The sequence below is a fragment of the Amycolatopsis sp. NBC_01488 genome (genome assembly GCF_036227105.1).
GTDB lineage: Bacteria > Actinomycetota > Actinomycetes > Mycobacteriales > Pseudonocardiaceae > Amycolatopsis.
The window spans coordinates 6,392,994-6,413,486 of record NZ_CP109434.1 but is presented as its reverse complement, the minus strand read 5'-3'; the positions used below and the strand labels follow the sequence as shown (position 1 = coordinate 6,413,486).

General features: G+C 72.3%; 21 protein-coding genes and 1 pseudogene. 7 read left to right on the top strand and 15 right to left on the bottom strand.

Annotated features, from left to right (window positions below; translation table 11 throughout):
- Window positions 1-37: 37 nt before the first annotated feature.
- Window positions 38-622: a TetR/AcrR family transcriptional regulator gene (locus OG738_RS30380; protein ID WP_329045963.1), complete on the bottom strand. Its 585-nt coding sequence runs from the start codon at window positions 620-622 to the stop codon at window positions 38-40.
- Between the two features lie 109 nt (window positions 623-731).
- Between OG738_RS30380 and OG738_RS30375 the strand changes: the two genes are divergently transcribed.
- Window positions 732-2,000: an alpha/beta fold hydrolase gene (locus OG738_RS30375; RefSeq protein WP_329045960.1), complete on the top strand. Its 1,269-nt coding sequence runs from the start codon at window positions 732-734 to the stop codon at window positions 1,998-2,000.
- A gap of 20 nt (window positions 2,001-2,020) precedes the next feature.
- Here OG738_RS30375 and OG738_RS30370 read toward each other — a convergent pair whose 3' ends face one another.
- Window positions 2,021-3,232, bottom strand: coding sequence for an IS110 family transposase (locus OG738_RS30370; protein ID WP_329045958.1), 1,212 nt, complete (start codon window positions 3,230-3,232; stop codon window positions 2,021-2,023).
- Between the two features lie 229 nt (window positions 3,233-3,461).
- Here OG738_RS30370 and OG738_RS30365 point away from each other — a divergent pair, with 229 nt between their 5' ends.
- Both OG738_RS30365 and OG738_RS30360 read left to right on the top strand, forming a co-directional pair.
- Entirely contained in the window at window positions 3,462-4,841 is a 1,380-nt protein-coding gene (locus OG738_RS30365) for an MDR family MFS transporter (RefSeq protein WP_329045955.1), read from the top strand.
- 27 nt (window positions 4,842-4,868) lie between these two features.
- Window positions 4,869-5,471 carry a hypothetical protein gene (locus OG738_RS30360; RefSeq protein WP_329045953.1) on the top strand — a complete coding sequence of 201 codons (603 nt, stop codon included), beginning with the start codon at window positions 4,869-4,871 and terminating at the stop codon, window positions 5,469-5,471.
- Here the strand turns inward: OG738_RS30360 and OG738_RS30355 are convergent.
- Window positions 5,468-5,923 (bottom strand): mycothiol transferase, encoded by a 456-nt coding sequence (locus OG738_RS30355; protein WP_329045950.1) that lies wholly within the window; start codon window positions 5,921-5,923, stop codon window positions 5,468-5,470. The two genes, OG738_RS30360 and OG738_RS30355, sit on opposite strands and share 4 nt — an antisense overlap.
- Window positions 5,924-6,108: 185 nt before the next feature.
- On the opposite strand from OG738_RS30355, the gene OG738_RS30350 reads away from it, so the two are divergent.
- On the top strand, window positions 6,109-7,410 hold the full coding sequence (locus OG738_RS30350) for a DUF1800 domain-containing protein (protein WP_329045948.1): 1,302 nt from the start codon (window positions 6,109-6,111) through the stop codon (window positions 7,408-7,410).
- Window positions 7,407-8,624 (top strand): DUF1501 domain-containing protein, encoded by a 1,218-nt coding sequence (locus OG738_RS30345; protein ID WP_329045945.1) that lies wholly within the window; start codon window positions 7,407-7,409, stop codon window positions 8,622-8,624. Before OG738_RS30350 ends, OG738_RS30345 begins: the two co-directional genes overlap by 4 nt.
- Before the next feature lie 37 nt (window positions 8,625-8,661).
- On the opposite strand, the gene OG738_RS30340 is transcribed toward OG738_RS30345, so the two are convergent.
- The 8 genes and pseudogenes from OG738_RS30340 to OG738_RS30300 all read right to left on the bottom strand — a co-directional run bounded on the left by OG738_RS30340 (window position 8,662) and on the right by OG738_RS30300 (window position 15,632).
- A complete protein-coding gene (locus OG738_RS30340; RefSeq protein ID WP_329045943.1) occupies window positions 8,662-9,981 on the bottom strand; it encodes a sensor histidine kinase in 1,320 nt (439 codons plus the stop codon).
- Window positions 9,978-10,658 (bottom strand): response regulator transcription factor, encoded by a 681-nt coding sequence (locus OG738_RS30335; protein WP_329045941.1) that lies wholly within the window; start codon window positions 10,656-10,658, stop codon window positions 9,978-9,980. The genes OG738_RS30340 and OG738_RS30335 overlap by 4 nt, the downstream gene beginning before the upstream one ends.
- Before the next feature lie 4 nt (window positions 10,659-10,662).
- Window positions 10,663-11,352 carry an alpha/beta fold hydrolase gene (locus tag OG738_RS30330; RefSeq protein WP_329045939.1) on the bottom strand — a complete coding sequence of 230 codons (690 nt, stop codon included), beginning with the start codon at window positions 11,350-11,352 and terminating at the stop codon, window positions 10,663-10,665.
- Window positions 11,353-11,486: 134 nt separating this feature from the next.
- On the bottom strand, window positions 11,487-12,455 hold the full coding sequence (locus OG738_RS30325; protein WP_329045937.1) for an Lrp/AsnC family transcriptional regulator: 969 nt from the start codon (window positions 12,453-12,455) through the stop codon (window positions 11,487-11,489).
- Window positions 12,456-12,518: 63 nt separating this feature from the next.
- Window positions 12,519-13,457: an ABC transporter substrate-binding protein gene (locus OG738_RS30320; protein ID WP_329045934.1), complete on the bottom strand. Its 939-nt coding sequence runs from the start codon at window positions 13,455-13,457 to the stop codon at window positions 12,519-12,521.
- Window positions 13,458-13,465: 8 nt separating this feature from the next.
- Window positions 13,466-14,233, bottom strand: a complete 768-nt coding sequence (locus tag OG738_RS30315) for an amino acid ABC transporter ATP-binding protein (protein WP_329045932.1) — start codon at window positions 14,231-14,233, stop codon at window positions 13,466-13,468.
- A pseudogene (locus OG738_RS44770) lies at window positions 14,230-15,153 on the bottom strand (amino acid ABC transporter permease). The gene OG738_RS30315 and the pseudogene OG738_RS44770 overlap by 4 nt, the downstream one beginning before the upstream one ends.
- Window positions 15,150-15,632 carry a GNAT family N-acetyltransferase gene (locus tag OG738_RS30300; RefSeq protein ID WP_329045928.1) on the bottom strand — a complete coding sequence of 161 codons (483 nt, stop codon included), beginning with the start codon at window positions 15,630-15,632 and terminating at the stop codon, window positions 15,150-15,152. Before OG738_RS30300 ends, OG738_RS44770 begins: the two are co-directional and overlap by 4 nt.
- A 196-nt stretch (window positions 15,633-15,828) precedes the next feature.
- Between OG738_RS30300 and OG738_RS30295 the strand changes: the two genes are divergently transcribed.
- On the top strand, window positions 15,829-16,143 hold the full coding sequence (locus OG738_RS30295; RefSeq protein WP_329045927.1) for a hypothetical protein: 315 nt from the start codon (window positions 15,829-15,831) through the stop codon (window positions 16,141-16,143).
- 116 nt (window positions 16,144-16,259) lie between these two features.
- Window positions 16,260-17,531 (top strand): LLM class flavin-dependent oxidoreductase, encoded by a 1,272-nt coding sequence (locus tag OG738_RS30290; RefSeq protein WP_329045926.1) that lies wholly within the window; start codon window positions 16,260-16,262, stop codon window positions 17,529-17,531.
- Here the strand turns inward: OG738_RS30290 and OG738_RS30285 are convergent.
- From OG738_RS30285 to OG738_RS30270, 4 genes are all read right to left on the bottom strand, one after another.
- On the bottom strand, window positions 17,528-17,941 hold the full coding sequence (locus OG738_RS30285; protein ID WP_329045925.1) for a hypothetical protein: 414 nt from the start codon (window positions 17,939-17,941) through the stop codon (window positions 17,528-17,530). The genes OG738_RS30290 and OG738_RS30285 overlap by 4 nt on opposite strands.
- Window positions 17,942-17,969: 28 nt before the next feature.
- Window positions 17,970-18,242, bottom strand: coding sequence for an LLM class flavin-dependent oxidoreductase (locus tag OG738_RS30280; RefSeq protein WP_329056890.1), 273 nt, complete (start codon window positions 18,240-18,242; stop codon window positions 17,970-17,972).
- Window positions 18,243-18,326: 84 nt separating this feature from the next.
- Window positions 18,327-18,674 carry an STAS domain-containing protein gene (locus OG738_RS30275; RefSeq protein WP_329045924.1) on the bottom strand — a complete coding sequence of 116 codons (348 nt, stop codon included), beginning with the start codon at window positions 18,672-18,674 and terminating at the stop codon, window positions 18,327-18,329.
- The gene (locus tag OG738_RS30270) at window positions 18,671-20,491 is read right to left on the bottom strand and encodes a copper resistance CopC/CopD family protein (RefSeq protein ID WP_329045923.1); all 1,821 of its coding nucleotides are present in this window, start codon (window positions 20,489-20,491) and stop codon (window positions 18,671-18,673) included. Before OG738_RS30270 ends, OG738_RS30275 begins: the two co-directional genes overlap by 4 nt.
- Window positions 20,492-20,493: the final 2 nt, after the last annotated feature.

Sequence of the window (20,493 nt, the reverse complement as noted above, 5' to 3'; positions counted from 1 at the left end):
CCCACTCCCGCGACGGGCCGATGGTATCCCTCTGCCCTCACCCTTCGAGCGCGAACCGCGTCAGCGCGCTCGCGGTGTGGACGATGCTCTCCACGGCTTCTCCGGCGGGCAGTCCGTGCAGATCGGTGAGCCCGAAGAGCGCCTCGGCACTCATGACGACCGCGAGATCCCGCTTCAGCTGAGCCAGCGCCGGCGCGCCGAGCCCGCCCAGGTCGGCCGGCGGCGCCAGCGCCGAGTCGATGAGCCCGAAGCGCAGCCCGGGCCGGGCGGCGGTGTCCGCGGGGCGGGTGATCGTCGCCGCGATCATGGCGCGGACCGCGCTCTCGTGGGTCAGGATGTGCCGCAGCAGGTGCTCGGTCGCGGCGGCGACGCGGGCGACCGGGTCCGCGCAGCCCGCCAGCGGCGCGAGTGCCTCGGCCGGGTCGAACAGCGTGCCCGCGACGGCTTCCCGCAGGAGGCTCGCCAGATCCGGGAAGTAACGGTAGGCCGTCGCCTCGGACACCTCCGCCGCCTTGGCGACCTCGGGCATCGTCACCGTGCGGCCGCCCCGGACGAGCTCGGTCGCCGCCGCCAAGATCGCGTTGCGCGTCCGCCGCTTCTGGTTGACCCGTCCGCCGTCCATCGCCGCCGCCTTTCGTACTCGAGCCGGCTCTCATCGTAAGAGTTCACTTGCACGAATGCTAGGTGAGGGCTTACCTTCTTCATGGAAGTCAACTCTCACGAGGAGCGGTATGACGCGCATCGCGATCGTCGGGCCCGAAGCCGGCGAGACCACCCTGACCGGCCCGATCCAGTTGCGGATCCTGGAGGACGGCAGCACCACCGGCCACCGGCTGGGCCTGGGCGAGATCGTCGTCGCCCCGCACACCGACGGCCCGCCGCAGCACCGGCACGCCCAGCACGACGAAGGCTTCTACGTCGTCCGCGGCACAGTCCGCTTCACCGTGGGCGAAGAGACCCACGACGCCCCCGCCGGGACCCTCGTCATGGTGCCGCCGGGCGCGCCGCACACCTTCGCGAACCCGGGCGACGAGCCTGCCGTCATCCTCAACACGTTCACCCCGGACCTCTACGTCCAGTACTTCCGCGACCTGCGTGCGTTCGCCGCCGAGGCCGGCCGGCCCGCGCAGGGCCACGAGATCACCGAGATCATGGCGCGCTACCACACGGAACCGGCGACGACGTACGCGAGCGAGTCGCCGGTGACCACCGACGTCCGGCTCGACGACGACCTGGTCGTCCGGGTCGAGGAGCGCGGTGCCGGCCGCCCGGTCCTGCTGCTGCACGGCGGTGCCGGCCCGGCTTCGGTGGCCGGCCTGGCGGCCCTGCTCGCGGCGCGCGGCGCGCGGGTGCTGACGCCGGTCATCCCCGGCTTCGACGGCACCCTGGCCGCGGACGCGGTCGACGGCGTTCCCGCGCTCGCCCGGGTCTTCCGGCGGCTGCTGGGCGAACTCGGCCTGAGCGGCGTAGTCGTGGCGGGCAACTCGGTCGGCGGCTGGATCGCGGCGCAGCTGGGCGTCGACGAGCAGGCCGCCCGCGACGCCGGGGACGCGCCCCTCGTCGAGCGGCTGGTGTTGCTGGACGCCGTCGGGATCACCGTGGAAGGGCACCCGATCACCGACCTGTCGACGATCCCGCCGGACAAGCTCGCCGACTTCGTCTTCCACACCCCCGACCGCTTCCGGCTCGACCCGTCGCTGCTGCCGCCGGAGCGCCTCGCGGCGATGCAGGGCAACGCCGCCGCCTTGACCCGCTACGCCGGCGACCCGTACATGCACGACCCGGCGCTGCGGGACCGGCTCGAATCGGTGCGGCTGCCGGTGCGGGTCGTCTGGGGGGAAAGCGACGGCATCGCCGACCTGTCCTACGGACGCGCCTACGCGGCGGCTTTCGCCGGCGAGAACGACGAAGGCGCCGAGTTCACCGTCGTGCGCGAAGCGGGCCACCAGCCGCAGCTCGAGCAGCCGGACCGCGTCGCCGACCTCGTCCTGAACGCCTGAAGGGACTCTCAATGACCGTGTCAAGCCGCGGCGGCCGTCGGCACCGGCGTGGGGGTGAATGTGCGTCCGTCTCGCAGCAGAGCCCACAGCACGTCGACCAGCCGCCTGGCCAGGGCCAACAAGGCCTGGGCATGGACTTGGCGTTCGCTGCGTTTTCGGTCATAGAAGCGTCGCGAAGGCCCCTCGGAATAGCTGAGGCTCGAGAGTGCGGCCATGTAGAACACCCTGCGCAGGCGCCGGTTGTAGCGCCGAGGTCGATGCAGGTTGCCCGAGACCCGGCCGGAGTCACGCGGAACGGGAACCAAGCCGGCATAGGACGCCAACCGGCCCGAGCTGGCGAAACCAGACAGGTCACCGCCGGTTTCGACGAGGAACTCCGCGCCCAGGCCGGGGCCCATGCCGGGCAGGGACTCGATGATGGCCGCCCACGGGTGTTGCCGGAATCGGGAGGTGATGAGTTTGTCAGTGTCCTTGATCTCGCGATCGAGGTCGAGCAGCTTGGCCGCGATGCGCTTGACCAGCATCGCAGTGTCAGCTTCGCCGGGCAGAGCCAGGCTTTGACGTTCAGCGGCGCCGATCGCCGCGGCCGCGGTCTTGGCAATGCCCGGCTTCCACGCCCCGTTCTCGGTCAAATGCGTTGCAACACCATCGATTCCGGCCTTGCGGATCTCGCCGGGAGTGCACATCCCGGCGACCAGGATCAACGGGGTCCGGCTCGAGTAGTCGAACGCGGCTTCCAACACGGGGAAGATCGATCCGAGCAGGTCGCGCAACCGATTGATCCCGGCCACCCGGTCCGACATCAGGTCGGCGCGGTAGCGGGTCAGCTGGGTCAGGCCGGCCACCAGTTCGTCTGGCATCGTGATCTGGGTCAGGTCACGGCGCATGCGGGCGGTTTCGGCGATCACCTTCGCATCCTTGGCGTCGGTCTTGGCTTCGCCCCGGAATCCATGAGTCATCGTGTTGACCACCCGGCCCGGCACATAGGTCACGGCCTGTTCGGCGGCCAGCAGAACGGTGATCAGCAGCAACGCCAGCGGACTGGTCAGATCGACCGCCCACTGCACCCGTTCGCCGGCTTGGCCGGCGCGAGCGATCAACGCCTCGATCGCGGCCTGGTCGTTGCCGAGTTTCTGGCTGAACACCGTCTTGCCGGTCTCGTCGACGGCGCACGCGTGATGCGTGGCCTTGCCGACGTCGATCCCGACCCAAACCACCGGGCGAGTCTTCACTCACCTGCTCCTGACCGTCGAAGTCGTTGCGCCCGTGGACCACCCCGCCGACAGATCCCTAAACAGCGACTACCCGCAACAAGCTCTCAATCAGCGGCCGGAGCGTCCCGCCGCGGTGGGGCAGCCAGTCCTTTCGAGCCTCAACAGAGGCAAACCGTCATCAGCTACACCCCACCGCTCTGGGCATCCAGGGCGTCAACCCCAGACACGACAACCTTAGGGAACCGTCATGGTCGTCGCCCCACCGCTGCCCGGCGCCGCGCCGCCGATGAGCCCGGCGCGGCTGCGCGCGGCGTTCGCCGTCCTGCTGCTCGGCATGCTGCTCGCGATGCTCGACACCACCGTCGTCGGCACCGCGATGCCCACGATCGTCGCCCAGCTCGGCGGCCTCGACCAGCTGTCGTGGGTGGTCACCGCCTACACCCTGACGACGGCCGCCTCCACCCCGATCTGGGGCAAGCTCGGTGACCTCTACGGGCGCAAAGGCGTCCACCTGAGCGCGATCGCGCTGTTCACGGTCGCGTCGGTCGCGTGCGGGTTCGCCCAGGACATGACGCAGCTGATCGCGTTCCGCGCGGTGCAGGGCCTGGGCGGCGGCGGGCTGGCCGTCGGCGCGCTGTCCCTGATCGGCGTCCTGGTCCCGCCGCGCGAGCGCGGCCGCTACCAGGGCCTGACGGCGAGCGTGATGGCCGCGGGCCAGATCGGGGGCCCGCTCTTCGGCGGCCTGGTGACGAGCTTCCTGGGCTGGCGCTGGAACTTCTACCTCAACCTCCCGCTCGGCCTGGTGGTGCTCGCGGCCACGGCGTTCGTCCTCGTGGTGCCGCCGGCACCCCGGCGCCGGGTCCACCTGGACGTCGCGGGCGCGCTCCTGCTCACGACCGCCGTCACCGGCCTGCTCCTGCTGACCACCGGCACCGGACCGCTGGTGGTGCTGCTGCCCGTCACCGTCGTCGCCTTCGGCGCTTTCGTGGTGGTGGAACGGCGAAGCAGCGAACCGGTCCTGCCGCTGAGCTTGTTCGCCGAGCGCAACATCCGGCTGACGACCGCGGTCATCTTCGTCGTCGGCGTGGTCAGCTTCGGCACGATCACGTTCGTCCCGCTGTTCCAGCAGACCGTGCAGGGCGCGTCGGCGTCCGGCTCCGGAACGCTCCTGCTGCCGATGACCCTGGCCGTCGTCGTGGCGTCGCAGGTGGCCGGGCGGGTGAGCAGCCGGACCGGCCGGTACCGGATCTTCCCGATCATCGGCACGCTCGCGATGTCGGCGGGGTGCGCGGTGCTCGCCACCGCCCACGCCGGCACCCCGGTCTGGCTGACCAGCGGCGCGCTCGTGCTCGTCGGCGCCGGGCTCGGCCTGAGCACGCAGCTGATGACGCTGATCGCCCAGAACACGGTCCCGGCCGCGGAAATCGGCGTGGCGACGGCGAACACGACGATGTTCCGCACGATCGGCGGCGCGATCGGCACCTCGGTGTTCGGCGCGTTGCTGGCCACCGGCCCGCTGGTGACGGGGACGTCGCACATCTTCACCGTCGCGGCGCTCGCCGCCGGCCTGGCGGCCGTCGCGGCGTGGCGCATCCGGGAGGTCCCGCTGCGGTCCGGCGCTCAGTGACGCGCGTTTTCGGGCTATCGTGGCGAAATGGGGAGATCCAGGGCCGCCTTCGCGGCCGTGCTCGCACTGGTGTGCACCGCCTGCACGACTCCGGCACCGCCGTCCGCCCCAGCCACAGCCACGACCGCGGCCACGACCGCCCGCCCGGCCACGACCGCGGTGCCGACCACCACCAAGCCGTTCACGCCCGCGGTGTCGCCCGCGAAGGTCACCGGGGCCTGCCCGTTCCTGGGCACCGGAGAGCTGCAACAGGTCCTCGGGACGAGCGAGGGCCTCGTCGCGGCCGAGCGCCCGCCGGACCCGACGTTCGTGCCCGGCACCCAGTTCGAGTGCCGCTACGAGGGCAAGTACGTGACCCCGTGGGTGCTCGACTTGTGGATCGTCGCCTCGGCCACGGCCTACCGCCCGGCCAAGGCGATGGGGAACGACCGGAAGGACTGCACCGGACCCGTGACGTCGCTGCCCGGGCTCGGTGACGGTGCTTTCTTCTGCGACGTGGCCGACGACGAAGAGCTGGTCATGACCGGCAAGCGGAGCCACGGCCAGAACCGGACCACGAACATCTACCTGCGCAAGCACCGCGCCGAGGTCTACACCGCGCTGGCGCGGATGCTCGCCGACCGGCTCTAACGCAGGAGGTCGCGGGTCAGCTCGAGCTGGCCGTGGTGCTGCGCCAGCTCCTCGTACACGTGCTGCAGCGCGCCGCCCTGGGACCGCCCGGCCGGCGTGTCCGCGTACTTGACGGGCACCGGGGCGCGCAGCGGTGCGGCGGGATCGGCCACCGCCAGGTCCGCGCGCAGCCGCTCCTTGGCCGCGGCGACCCGCTCGACCAGCGCGCCCACCGGGCCGGACGCGGTGAACTCGGCGGCCCGGTCGCGGACCACCGTGCGGCCGGCGACCAGTGAGCCCACCCAGAATTCGAGCACGCCGAGGCAGTGCGTGACGATCGCGTAGGGCGTGTTCGCCGCGGGCAGCGGCGGCCGCCGGTTGGCCCGGTCGTCGCCCAGCTCCGCGAGGATCGCGGCCATCCCGTCGAGGGCGCGCCCGGTGAACCACAGGTAGTCCTCGTCACTGATCCGCACTCGCGCTCCCCCTGGAAGTCACCCGGCGAAGCCGGTGGTGCCGTCGAGCGCGAACCCGGCCGCGAGCGGCGGGTCCGGGGGCGTCGTCACGTCGCCGACCTTACCGCCCGGCGCGGCTGTGGATCGGCTTAAGAAACCCGTCTGCCGCTCGCCGCGACGCGGTCGCGCGCCGCAGGATCGGCGGCATGGTGGTCCTCTCCGAACGCGCGGCCGTCCGGCGGCTGCACGACCGGCTCGGCTTCGGGCCCCGGCCCGGCGATCTCGACCGGGGCTTCGCCGAGACCCGCGACCGGCTGCTCGGCACCGGCCCGGACGCCGGGGCGGCCGCGACGCCGATGCCCGACCTCGGCCCGCCGCCGGACAAGCCCGGCAAGAACGCCGACCAGGCCGCGAAACAGCAGGCGAACAAGCAGGTACAGGCCCAGGCGGCCCAAGCCGTCGGCTGGTGGCTGGACCGGATGGCCGCCGCCGACGTCGCGTCGGTGGAGCGGCTCACCTGGTTCTGGCACGGGCACTTCGCGACCAGTGAGCAGAAGGTCCGCAGCCCGCGGTTGATGCTCGCGCAGAACCGGACCCAGCGCGACCACGCCCTCGGCAGCTTCACCGACCTGGCCCACGCGATGGTCGTCGACCCGGCGATGCTCCTGTGGCTCGACGGCACCGGCAACAAGGCGGGCAAGCCCAACGAGAACCTCGCCCGCGAGTTCATGGAGTTGTTCACCCTCGGCGTCGGGCACTACACCGAGGACGACGTCCGCGAAGCCGCGCGGGCGCTCACCGGCTGGTCCGCGAAGCGCGACACCGACGGCGCGCAGATGGTCCCCAAGCGGCACGACGACGGCGTCAAGAAGATCCTCGGCGCGAGCGGCGACTTCGACGCGCAGTCCTTCACCGATCTCGTCCTCGGCCGGCCCGAATCGGCGGCGTTCGTGGCCGGGCGCGTGTGGTTCCGGCTCGTCTCCGCGACCCCGCCGCCCGCCGACGCGCTCGCCCGGCTGGTCGCCGCCTACGGGAGCCGCCGCGATGTCCGGGCGCTGCTGCGCGCGGTCACCGACGAACCGGCGTTCCGCGACAGCGCGACGTCGCTGGTCAAGCAGCCGGTCGAATGGCTGGCCGGGCTGCTGCGCGCGCTCGGCGTCCGGCCGGCGAAGCTCGACGACAAGACCCGTGCGCAGCTGCTGGCCGGGCTGCGCGGGATGGGCCAGGTGCCGTTCGAACCACCCAGCGTCGGCGGCTGGGCGGCCGGCGGCGCCTGGCTGACGACATCCGCGGGCGTCGCGCGGCTGCACGTGGCGCAGCTCGTCGCCACGCACGCCGACCTCGGCGCGGTGACGAAGGCGCGGGACAAGGTCGCCGCGATCGGCGACCTCCTCGGCGTCGACGCCTGGTCCGACCGGACCCGCGCCGCGCTCGCCGGTGTCGCCGGCACCGTGCGTCAACTGTCCACAGTGGCCGCTTGTGCCCCCGAATACGCAGTGAGCGGGTGACGATCGTGCAGCAGGTGAACCGACGCCGGTTCCTGACCGCGACCGGCGTGACGGCCGCGGCGGCGCTCGCCGCCGGCGCCACCCAGGTCGACTGGGGCCACCTCATGACGGCCGCCGGCGAGAACCCGCTCGACCCGGGCGCCGGCGTCCTCGTCGTCGTCACGCTCTACGGCGGCAACGACGGGCTCAACACGGTCGTCCCGGCGGGCGACCCGGCGTACCGGAACGCGCGCTCCGAACTCGCGTACCAGCCCGAAGAAGTGCTCGACCTCGGCGAAGGCCTCGGACTCAACCCGGGCATGAAGGGTTTCAAGAGCCTCTGGGACGGCGGGCAGCTCGCCGTGCTGCGCGGCGTGGGCTACCCGAAGCCCGACCACAGCCACTTCCGGTCGATGGCGATCTGGCAGACGGCGTCGCCGGAGACAGCGGTGCCGACCGGCTGGCTCGGCCGCTGGCTGGACGCCACGGGCGACGACCCGCTGCGCGCGGTGTCCGTCGACCCGGTGCTGCCGCCGATGCTGGCCGGCGAGCGGACGGCCGCCGCGTCCCTGCCGGTCGGCGGGCTGAAGCTGCCGGACGGCGCGCTGGGCAAGGCGTTCGAGGGCCTGGGCACCGCGCAGGCCGGCGAGGGGTTCTGGCAGGCACGGGCGGCACGTTCGGTGAACGACCTGCACCGGGCCGTCCGGACGCTCGGACCGTCCACAACGGACAAAGGGAAGACCCAGCCCCGCAAGGGAGAGCTGGCCGCGCAGCTGGACGTCGTGGCCGGGCTGGTCGAAGCGGGCGTGCCGTCGCGGGTGTATTCGGTGTCGCTGGGCGGATTCGACACGCACGCCGACGAACGCGGCACCCAGCAGCGCCTGCTGACCGAACTGGACGGCGCGTTGACGCCGTTCGCCCAGCGCCTGGCGAAGTCCGACCGCGGCAAGCAGGCGACGGTGCTGGTGTACTCGGAGTTCGGCAGGCGGGTGACGGCCAACGCGAGCCAGGGCACCGACCACGGCACGGCGGGCCCGGTGTTCGTCCTGGGCTCCAAGGTGAAGGGCGGCTTCCACGGCGCGGAGCCGAGCCTGACCGACCTGGACGACGGCGACCTCAAGCTGACCACGGACTTCCGCGACGTCTACGCGAGCCTGGTCGAGGACGTGCTGGGCACGGACGCGGGCCAGATCCTCCCCGGCCACAGTGGACGGATGGACGGCCTCTTCGCCTGACGGTCGTGAGTGAGAAACAGTGTTCTAACACTGTTTCTCACTCACGACCGTCGAGCTGCGGGAGGCCGGCCAGCCGGAACCGCGCGCCGCCGCCCGGGGCCGCCTCGCACCACAGGTCGCCGCCGTGGGCGCGGGCGAACCCGCGGGCGATCGGCAGCCCCAGGCCGGATCCGCCTTCGCCGCCGCGAGCCGCGTCGAGACGCACCAAGCGGTCGAAGATCCGCTCACGGTCCGGTCCCGGCACGCCGGGTCCGGTGTCGGTCACCGTGATCCCGTCTCCGGTGACCTCGAGCGACAGCGTCCCGCGGCCGTCCATCGCGCGCACCGCGTTGCCGGTCAGGTTCGCCACGATCTGCGTGAGCCGCGCGCGGTCGCCGAGCACGCGGGTGTCCGGCCCGGACACCTCGACCACGACGTCCGGCGCGGTCAGCCGCACCTGCTCGGCCTGGGCCCGCACGATTTCGAGCAACGGAACCGGCACCCGGTCCAGCTGCGCGCCCGCGTCGAGCCGGGCGAGGTCGAGCAGGTCCGCCACGAGCTGCCCGGCCCGCCGCGACTCGCGGACCACCAGCAGCTGCAACCGCTCCCGCTGCTCGGCGGGTGCGTCGGACGGCTGCTGCAGCAACGCCTCGGCCGCCGCCTGGACCCCGGCCAGCGGGGTGCGCAGCTCGTGGGCCGCATCCGCGACGAACTGGCGCGTGCGCGCTTCCGACGCCCGCGCCGCCCGCTCCGCGCCTTCGAGGGCGTCGAGCGCGGAGTCGAACGCGGCTGCCGCCCGCCCCAGCTCGGTGCCGGTGCGCTCGGGTGCCAGCCGGCCGCCGCGCCCGCCGGAGACGATCGTGCGCGCCAGCCGCGTCATCGCGTCGAGCGGCGCCAGCGCGAACCGGACGGCCAGCAGCAACGCGACCGCGGCGACGAGCAGGGCCACCAGGCCGGTGCCGAGCAGCACCCAGCGCAGGTTCTGCTCGGCCGTCGCCACCAGCGACTCGTCGGCGGTCAGGGTCAGCTTCGCGCCGTCGATCCGCGCGGGACCGGACAGGGTCGCCCGCACCTGGCGGATCCGGTCGTCCGCCGGCGGATCCGCCGCGCCGAAGAACGTCCCGTCGGGCAGCGCCAGCGACGCCCGCACGCCGCGCGTTTCCAGGCGCCGCAGCAGGTTCTGCGGGGCCACGTTCTGCTTCGCCAGCTGCTGGGCCAGCTGGACCCGCGCGGTCAGCACGGCGTTGACGTCCCGCTCGGCCTGCGCGCGGAACACCGTGTCGACGACGAGCCCGACGGCGACCAGCACCACCGCCAGGACCACCAGCACGGTGACGGTGACCCGGCGGCGCAGCGACGTCGTCCGCAGGCCGGTCACGGGTCGCCGCGCAGGACGTACCCCTGGCCGCGGACCGTGTGCACCACGCGCGGGCCGTACGCTTCGAGCTTGCGGCGCAACGTGCTCACGTTGACCTCGACGAGGTTTTCCGCGTAGTCGCCGTAGCCCCACACCGCGGTGAGGACCTGCGTCTTGGACACGACCCGGTCGCGGTGCTCGGCGAGGTGCACGAGCAGCTTCCACTCGGTCGTGGTCAGCTCGACGTCGGCGGCGCCGTAGCGGACCCGCCCGCCCTCGACGTCGACCACCAGGTCGCCGATCTCGACGGTGGGCCGGGTGCGGCCGGTCCGGCGCAGCACGGCTGTCACCCGCGCGACCAGCTCGGCCAGCACGAACGGCTTCACCACGTAGTCGTCGGCGCCTTCGCCCAGGCCGCGCAGGCGGTCCTCGACGCCGTCGCGGGCGGTCAGCATGACCACCCCGGCGGCCGAGTGCCGCCGGATGAGGCGCAGCAGCTCGAAGCCGTCGCGACCGGGCAGCATGACGTCCAGCACGACGAGGTCCGGCCGGGCGCGGGCGAATTCGGCCTCGAGCCCGGTGCCGTCCGCGCACGCCCGTACCGAGAACCCGGCGGTGGTCAGCGCGGCCTCCACGGCCACGCGGATCGCTTCGGCGTCCTCGATCACGAGGATGCGCGGGGCGGTCGGCTCGTCCACCCGTTCAGCCTAGTCCGGAACCCCGCGCAGCGGCGCTGATCGCCGCAGCGACGGGTTCGGGACGGGAAACGGGTGAGAGGTGACTCGCCGCCAGCTCGACGACGGTGGCACCGGCCCGCTGGGCGAACCAGCGCTGCAGTCCCGGATCGAGGATCCGGTCCTCGGCCGACAGGACGTAGCTGCTGGGAAGGTCGTGCCACGCACCGCGCCCGGCGGGTGCTCCCAGGCACGCGCTGTGCGTCGCCTTCTGCGTCCGCGCCAGCTCACGCACCCGCTCCGGCGGGACGTCGGCCGCGAGCGCGTCGCGGAACCGCGCCGGGTCGAGACTGGTCCACCCGTCCGAACCGAACCGGATTGCGTCGCGGCCGGGCGTCGTCGCACCTCGACCGCTCAGCTCGGCGATCGACTCACCCTCATCAGGCGCGTAAGCCGCCACGAACACCAACGCCCGCACCCGGCCTTCGCCTCTCGCGGCCTCGGAGATCACGGCGCCGCCGTACGAATGGCCGACCAGCACCACGCCGCCGTCACACGCCTCGACGGACCTCCGGGTCGCGACGACGTCGTCGGCGAGCGAGGTGAGCGGAAGCGACACCGCCAGCACGCGATGGCCCTCGCGCTTCAAGGCTTCTCCCACTCCCTCCCAGACCGACGAGTCACTCCATGCTCCGTGCACCAGCACGATGTCCGTCATCTCAGCCCTCCCCAACCCACGACTGCTGCTGAGCCACGAGACAACTACCGGGCCTCGCGGAACGCCCGGATCCGGGGGTTGTCCGCGCACAATCGACGTTCGGCCGCCCTCCGCCGACGGATCTCGACACGACCTCAGCCGGGTCCGTAGTGGACGGTCGCCGCCTTGACGTGGCGCAGCACCGGCGCCGACCGCACCGGCCCGACACCCGGCAGTTCCCCGATCTCCGACGTCAGATACCGGTAGAGCGCCGCGGTGTCGCGGGTGGACACCGTGGCGAAAACGTTCGCTTCACCGGTCGTCGCCGCGGCGTAGGCGACCTCGCGGTGTGCGGCCAGCGCCTGACCGGCGACATCGAGCTGCGCCGCGGCGACGGTCAGCCACAGCACCGTGCGGACCGGCAGCCCGAACAACGCCAGATCGGCGTCGACATCCAGGCGGAGCACCCCGCCGGCACGCAAGTCGTGCAGCCGACGCCGGGCCGTCGCGGCCGAAACCGACGCCGCGACCGCCAGCTCCTCCACCGAGGTCCGGCCATCGACGCGCAGGACGTCCAGCAACCGCCGATCGACCTCGTCGACCGACGGCGACGCCGTGCCCACGACCGGAAGCTCCGCCGTCAGCCGGGCGAGCTGGGCTTCGTCGAGCGGACCGTGTTTGGTGAACGGCTTGCCGGCACCGCCGTAGAAGACCTTCAGCACCTGGTGCGCTTCGACGTCGACGACCTGCGGCGTGCGCGGAAGCGTGTCCAGCAGCAGCGGTCCCGCGGTGACGCCGTAGGCAGCGGCGACGATCTCCGTCCCACCCGAGCACACGCTGATCCAGCTCGTGTCCGCACGCCGCGCCAGTGCGTCGGCGACCTGCCCGGCCGCCTCCGGTGTCGCCCGTACCCGCACCACCCACTGCGCGTCGCCCACCACAGCGGGATCGCTGAGCCCCACCACCCGCAGCGACCCCGCGCCGCGCAGCCGGGCGTACCGGCGGGCCACCGTCTGGTCCGACACGCCCAGCACCGACCCCAGCAGCCGGAACGGCGCACGGCCGTCCACCTGCAACGCGTGCAGCAGAGCGCGGTCCAAGTCGTCGAAGCCGCCACCACGCACTCGGCGGACACTACCGCAGCTGCTCCCCCAAGCCTGGCGAGCCGGTTCGTCGCCGCGGTCGCGTCACGTGCGGGGCAGGCCCTGCGGGTTGACCTCCGACGCGGGCAACGCCTCGGAAGCGAGGTTCCAGCGCTTGAGGACCGCCGCGTACTGGCCGTTCTTGATGACCGTGTCCAGAGCCTGCTGCAGCGCCTTCACCAGGCCGTCGTCCTTCTTGGTCATCGCCGCGATGTCCGCGGGGATCGCCCCGCCACCGGAAACCGTGCCGACGATCTTGGTCTTCCCGTCGACGGCCACGTGGTAGGCCGAGGTCGGGTTCGGGCCGACGTAGGCGTCGATGCGGCCGGACTGCAGCGCGAGGTAGTAGTCCGAGGTCGCCTGGTAGTACTGGAACTTCACCGGCGCCAGCCCGGCGGCCTTGTTCTGCTGGTCCCAGCGCAGCAGGATCTGCTCCTGGTTCGTCCCGGCGCCGACGCCCACGGTGAGTCCGGCGATGTCCTTCGGCTCGCGTACCGAGATGTTCTTCTCGTTCTTGACCTCGAACGCGATCGTGTCCTTGCGGTAAGTGGCGAAGTCGTACTTGTCCTTGCGCTCCTCGGTCACCGTGATGTTCGAGAACCCGGCGTCGAACTGGCGGTTCTCCACCGACAGGAACAGGTTCTCCCACGACGACGCCTGCAGGTCGAGCTTGAGCCCGAGGACGTCGGCGACCAGCTGCGCGAGGTCGGGTTCGACGCCGATGACCGTCTTGTCGTCGTCGGCACGGAAGGACAGCGGCGGAGTGCCGTTGCCGGTGGTCCCGACGACCAGGGTGCCGCGGTTCCGGATGTCGGCCGGGACGAGCGCGGCGATCGCGTCGACCTTCTGCGCCCGGACGCGGTTCTGGTCGGCGGTGACGTTGACGCCACCGGGCCGGCCGGCCGCCGGAGCGGTCGCCGCTTCGGGGCTGCCGCACGCGGTGAGCGCGAACACCGATGCGAGCAACAGGGTTCTCAGCTTCATGACTCTCCTCAAAGGACTTTGTCGACGAAGGCCCGGGTCCGGGCGTGACGGGGGTGGTCGAGCACCTGAGCAGGCGGGCCGTGTTCGACCACGCGGCCCTCGTCGAGGAACACGACGGTGTCGGCGACTTCGCGCGCGAAGCCCAGCTCGTGGGTGACGACGACCATGGTCGTGCCCGCCTTCGCCAGGTCGCGGATGACTTCCAGGACCTCGCCGACCAACTCCGGATCGAGCGCCGAGGTGGGTTCGTCGAACAGCAGGACGTCCGGTTCGAGCGCCAGCGCCCGCGCGATCGCGACCCGCTGCTGCTGCCCGCCGGACAACCGCCGCGGGTACTCGGCTGTCTTCTCCGCGAGCCCGACGCGGACGAGCAGCTCTCGCGCCTTCGCCTCGGCTTCGGCGCGCGGACGGCGTTGCGCGGAAACCGGCGCCTCGACGACGTTCTCCAGCACCGTCAGGTGCCCGAACAGGTTGAAGTTCTGGAACACGAACCCGATCCTGGTGCGCTGCTTGAGGATCTCGCGCTCCTTCAGTTCGTGCAGGCGGTCGCCGGACCGCCGGTAGCCCATCAGCTCCCCGCCGACGCTGATGAAGCCGCGGTCGGCACGTTCGAGGTGGTTGATCAGCCGCAGCAGCGTCGACTTCCCGGACCCGGACGGTCCCAGGAGCACAGTCACCTCACCCTGGCGCACCTGGAGATCGACGCCGTCCAGCACGGTCAGCGCCCCGAAGCTCTTGTGGACGCCCCGGACGTCCACCATGAAGTCCGCGGTCATGCCCGCCTCCAGGCCGTGCGCAGGCGCTGCAGGGGCGTCGGCGGCAAGGTGCGCTGGGCACCGCGGCCGAAGTGGCGCTCGACGTAGTACTGCGCGACCGACAGCACGGTGGTCAGCGCGAGGTACCAGGCGGTGGCCACCAGCAGCAGCGGGATCACCCGGCCGCTGCGCGTGTAGATCACCTGGACCTGGTAGAACAACTCCGGCAGGGCCATGACGTACACCTGGGACGTCGCCTTCAGCAGGCCCACGATTTCGTTCGCGGCGGTCGGCACGATGGTGCGCATCGCCTGCGGCAGCACGATCCGGCGGAACTGGCGCCCGGCCGGGATGCCCAGCGCGGCGGCGGCCTCGCGTTGCCCGGCGTCCACGGAGAGGAACCCGGCGCGCACGATTTCGGCGGCGTAAGCGCCCTGGTGCAGGGCCAGCCCGAGGCCGGCGGCGAGGAACGGCGGGATCAGGCTCATCGTCCCCACCGACACGAACGACGGGCCGAACGGGACGCCGAAGGAGATCTCGTTGTAGAGGATCGCGAGGTTGTACCAGAACAGCAGTTGCAGGATGAGCGGCACGGACCGGAAGATCCACGTGTAGGTTCAGCTGACCGCCCGCAGCAACGGATTGCGGGAAATGCGCAGCACCGCCAGGACGGTGCCGAGCAGGAATCCCGCGACGACGCCGAACAACGTCAGTTCGAGCGTCAGCGCGACCGCTTCCAAGATCGATTTCTGGAAGACGAACCGCGAGAACGTCGGCCAGTCGAACGCGGTGTTGGTCACCAGGGCGTGCCCGGCCATCGCGACGAGGACCGCCACCACGGCGGCCGCGATCCAGGTCCACGGGTGCCGCGCGGGAACGATCTTCAGTGCTTCATCCGGCGCCGCGGCGGACGCGGGCCGGGTTCCAAGGTCGCTGGTCATCGCGCGGCCACCACGACCGGAAGCGCTTTCGAGAACCGCAACCGCGTGGCGGGGACGGCCTCGACGTCGAAGTGCGGTGTGTAGCCGGTCGCCAGGTAGAGCCCGCGTGCCTCGGGCTGGTTCGGGCCGGTGGTCAGGTGGAGCCGGGAGTAGCGGCGGACGGCTTCGGCCTCCAGTTCGGCGACGACCCGGCGGCCGAGTCCGTGGCCGCGGTGCGCGCGATGAGTCCAGATGCGCTTGAGTTCGGCGGTTTCTGCGTCGTAGCGCTGGAACGCCCCACCCGCGACCGCGACACCGTCCGTGAGGAGCAGCAGCAATCCACCGTGCGGCGGAGCGAACCGCTCGGGCGGGTACTCACGGAGTTCGAAGTGGACGTCGTTGAGCACGCGGTGGTAGCGGGACGAATACTCGCGGGCCAGGTCGGCGAGCAAGGGCCGCACCCGCGGATCAGACTGGGCGACCCAGACGGATTCGGGCATGGGGGTACCTGTTCCGGAAAGGAAAGGGAAGAAAAGCGCGGGCGCTTTCCGCTGACACTGACGAACCTTAGGAAGCGCGTCGAGCCCGGTCAACGAGCCACCGGCCGATTCCAGATCCTGGACGAGGCATCCGGCGGCGCGGTCCACATCCTGAACGTGCGTGCGCCGAGGCCGTGCACCGGATAGCTGTGAAAGCATGACTTTTCGCAGTCTGCACGTCGCCGTGGAGCTGGACGGCGCCTCGCCCGATCGGCTGTCCCCCGGCGCGGTGGCCGGTGTCGTCGCCACCGCCGGCGGCTCCCGGCTCGACCCAGACGCGCTGCACCACGAAGTCGCCGACGTCGTCGAAGTCGTGCGCAGGCTGTGGGACTCCTGGGACGACGACGCCGTCGTCAAAGACGTCGCCAACGGGCGGTACCTCGACCCCGGCAAGGTGCACCACGTCGACTTCAGTCGACGGCGTCCGGCTGCACCCCGCCGCGGCGACCGACCTGCCGGTGCTGGCCGGTGAAGTCCTGCCGGCGCTGCGCACCGAAGGTCTGCTCACTCGCCGGCCCCGGGCGCCACCCTGCGCGAGTCGCTCGGCCTCGCCCGCCCGGTGAGCCTGTTCGCGGTCGGGGGTGCGGCATGACCGCGCGGCTGCACCTCGGCGTGTTCTACACCGGCGTCGGCCCGCAGTTCCTGTGGGACGACCCGTCGAACGCGCCGCACACCGAGATCGAGACCTACGTGTCGGTGGCGCGGACCCTCGAGCGCGGGCTGTTCGACGCGTTCTTCCTGGGCGAAGGGCTGCGGGTGCGGGAGAACCGCGGCCGCGTGCACGCCCTCGACGTCGCCGGCCGCCCGGACGTGATCACCCAGCTGAGCGCACTGGCCGCCGCCACCACGCGCATCGGGCTGGTCGCCACCCAGAACACCACCTACAACTTCCCCGCCGACCTCGCCCGCCGACTGTCCTCTTTGGACTTCCTGTCCGGCGGCCGGGCGGGCTGGAACATCGTCACCACCGACAACGCCTGGACCGGCGCCAACTTCCGCCACGGCGGCTGGCTGGCCCACGAACGCCGGTACGAACGCGCCGAGCAGTTCGTCGAAGCGGCCCTCGCGCTCTGGTCCGGCGGCGGGCTGGTCGATCGGCACACCGATCTGGTCAACGTGCGGGCGGCCCCGACCGTGCCGCCCAGCCCGCAGGGCCGGCCGGTGCTGTTCCAGGCCGGCGACTCCCCCGGTGGCCGCGAACTGGCGGCGAAGTACGCGGACGTCGCCTTCTCGGCCAACACCGCCTACGACCAGGCTCTCGCCTACGCCGAAGACCTGCGCGCCCGCCTCGCCCGCCACGGCCGGCCCGCCGACGCCGTCCGGATCCTGCCCGGTGCGACCGTCGTGCTCGGCGACACCCCCGCCGACGCGGCCGAGCGCGCGCAGGACATCCGGCGGCGCCAGATCACGCCGCAGCGCGCGCTGGCGTTCCTCGAACAGTACTGGGGCCAGGACCTGTCGGCCTACGACCCGCACGGCCCGCTACCGGACGTCGAACCGGTGGAAGGCGAACTCGACCCGTCGCGCGGAACGATCTCGATCGCCGACCGGACCGGGAAGCTCGACCGGATCCGGCAGTGGCGGCAGCTGGCGGAGGCGAAGAAGCTGTCCATCCACCAGCTCGTGCTGGAGGTCCAGCCGCGCCAGCACGGTTTCGTCGGCACGCCGGGGCAGGTCGCCGACGAGTGGGCGCGCTATGTCCACACCCGCGCGGTGGACGGGTTCAACGTCAGCCCACACCTGGTCCCGGCGGCGCTCGACGACATCGTCGACCGGCTGGTGCCCGAGCTGCAGGACCGCGGTGTCTACCGCACCGAGTACGAAGGCACGACGTTGCGCGAGCACCTGGAGCTGCCTTAGCGCAGTTGTCGGGCCACGGTTCGCGGTCCGGCAGGCCGTGGGCTCGACCGCGTGGTCGCTCCTTCGATGGCGCCGGCCGCATCGGTGGCGGTGCGGCCGTGGACGGCGGGACGGCCGCCGTAGGGGTCGTGCTCGGTCCACAGTGCCGTCGGCGCCGCCGCGCGCACCACGGGCACGACTTCGGCGGCGAAGCGTTCGAGCATGGCCAGCTGCTGCTCGTGCGGGATCATCGTGGGCAGGCTGAAGGACTGCAGGTCGTGCCCGAACGCCTCGTGCCACCACAGGATCTTCTCGGCGATCTGCCGCGGGCTGCCGACCAGGACCGGCCCGCGTGCGATCGCGTCGTCGATGGTCGGGAACTCCATCGCGTTGCCCTGGGTGTGGTTCCCCGGCTGGTTGAAGAACGCCACGATCTTCTCGTGGGCCGGGCCGAAGGCCTCACGCGCCTCCTGCGTCGTGTCGGCCAGGTACAGGAATCCCCGCTCCGGCGCCGACGAAGGCGAACCGCGGGTCGTGACCGTGTTCGGCGTGCTCCTTCCGGTAGTGCTCGATCAGGACGGTGTAGTTGTCCCGTGGCTGGATCGCGTTGGCCGAGAACAGCGGGTCACCCCACTTCGCGGCCAGCTCGGCCGAAGTCACGGTGGTCGCCGAGCCGTGCCAGATCCGGGGCGCGCCGGCGAACGGGCGCGGCAGGCTGGTCACCCCGTGCAGGGGTCCGCGGAACTTGCCCTTCCAGGTGACGTCCTCCTCGCGCCACAGCCGCCGCCGGCCGCAACTCGCTGCGGTTCGCGGCCATCACCCACGCGCACGCCGACCAGCCGGTAACGGAATGAGCGACGCGAAACCGTCGAGGTGCGACGGCCGTCCGTCGCCTGACTCGTCCGCGACGAGCTCGAGGGAGCAGCGGCGGTACGCGGCGAGCTCGACCAGATCGGCGAGGGTCTCCCATCCGGTGTGGTGCACGGCGGTCAGCTCCGTCAGGTCGAGCACCACCGGACGCCCCGGCGTCAGGATCACGTACGGCGTAAGCCACAGGGCGACCAGGCCGCTGCCGTTTTCGTCCAGGTCGCCGGCGAGGCGCACCAGCACCCGGTCGTCGCCCTCGGTCACCGAGATCGAGAAGCCGGTGTCAGCCCTCGTCATGACACCGATGCCTGTTCGGTGTCGCGGATGCGGCGCGGTCGCCGGCCCGGCAGCAGCCGCGCCGCCGCGACGCCGGCCAGCAGCGCCAGCGCGGCCGCCCACTGGGTGTAGGCGGTCAACGGCGCATCGGAAAAGACGGTCGGCCGCGTGAAAGCCGTCGCCGGTGGCACCGTCCACTGCAGACTGGCCGAAGCCGGTGCCAGGTCGGGCCGGTGGGCGATGACGGTGATCGTCCAGGGCCCGCTGTCGGCCAGGTCGTCGGTGGCCAGGAGGTAGGAGCCGGGACCGGCCGGGCTTGCCGTGCGGGTCACCGCCGCGCCGCCCGGTCCGCGCAGGAGCACGTCGACGGCCTGGATCGGCGCGGGTGCCGGACGGCGGGTGTCGAACAGGTTCACCGTGACGAAGTTGCGCCCGGGCAGGTTGGGCCGCACGTCGACCGTGCCGACGAGGTCGTCGGCCGCCAGTGAGGTCTGCGTGGCCACGGCGTCCGGGGGATGCCACTGGGGCCCGGTCGCCTGGTGGGTCGACACCAGTCCCGCGGTCACGACGAGCACTCCGGCGAGCACCGCCATCTCGGTCCGCACGGCGGGGCCGGTCCGCGCGGGATCCTGCTTGCGCCCGTGCAGGCTCCGGGTGGTCGCGAGACCGGTCAGCGCGGCAACCGCGACGAGGGCCGCCTTGACCACCAGGATCCTGCCGTAGGTGGACAGCAGGAGGGCGTCCAGCGAAGCCACCCGGTCGCCGGCCAGCAGCAAGCCGGTCGCCACCAGCACGGCCAGCGCGCCGGTCGCGACGAGGCCGAAGCGGCGGAGAACCGCTCTGGCTTGCTCGCGGTGCCCCCGCAGGCCGACCAGGACGACGCCGGCGACGATCACGGTTCCGGCCCACGTCATGGTCGCGAGGATGTGCAGGATGTCGGTGACCAGCAGCAGCGGTCCCGACCGGGCGAGGTGCCCGAGCAGTGCTGTGGTGGCCGCGCCGGCCACGGCGAGCCCCAGCGCCACGGCGGCCACCGGCCGTCTCGGCAGCGAGCCGCGGCGCAATGCGCTGACCGACAGGGCCGCCATGCCCAGCGCGACGGCTTCGCGGATCACCCATGGCGGTCCGGCGGTGGTTCCGCTGACCAGCTGCCACGCCACCGGCACGACGTCGGGCCCGAACGCGGCCGCCCGCACCAGCATCAGGGCGATGCCACCGAGGAACCCGACGACGGCCGCGATCGCTCCGGTCCGCAGCAACCGCGCCCGCACGGGACGAGCAGGGCCATCCTGCGGCCTGCGCAAGAACAGCAGGACCATCGAGCCGATCCAGCCGCCGAACCCGAGGTAGATCGCCGCCTGGGCGAGCACCTCACCGAGGGCCGGGAGCGGGTCGGCGGGCGGCCCTGCCGTGGCCGGTGCCACCGCGCGCTGCACGCCGAAGACCATGGTCCCGGCGGTCGTGTGGAGGTCGTCGCTCGACACCGTCGTCCAGGACAGCCGGTAGGCGTCCGGGGCCAGCACCGGCAGCGGGATCCGCAGGGTGACCGGTTCCTCCGGGCCGGCCCCGGCGGTACGCAGCAGAGTGGCGGGTGAGGTGGGCAGCGTGCGCCCGCCACCGTCCACGAGGGACACCTTCGTCGCCGCGGTCTCCACCGGCTCGCTCAACCGGATCTCGATCGACGACGGCGAACTGTCCACAGTGGAGCCGTCGGCGGGCACCGTGCCGAGCGGCTCGGCGTGCGCCCAGGCCGGTGCCGCCGACAAGAGGGCGAACCCCGCCGCCGCGACCACCGACCCGGCGAGCACCGCCGCCCGCACCCGCATCCGTCCGGCCACCG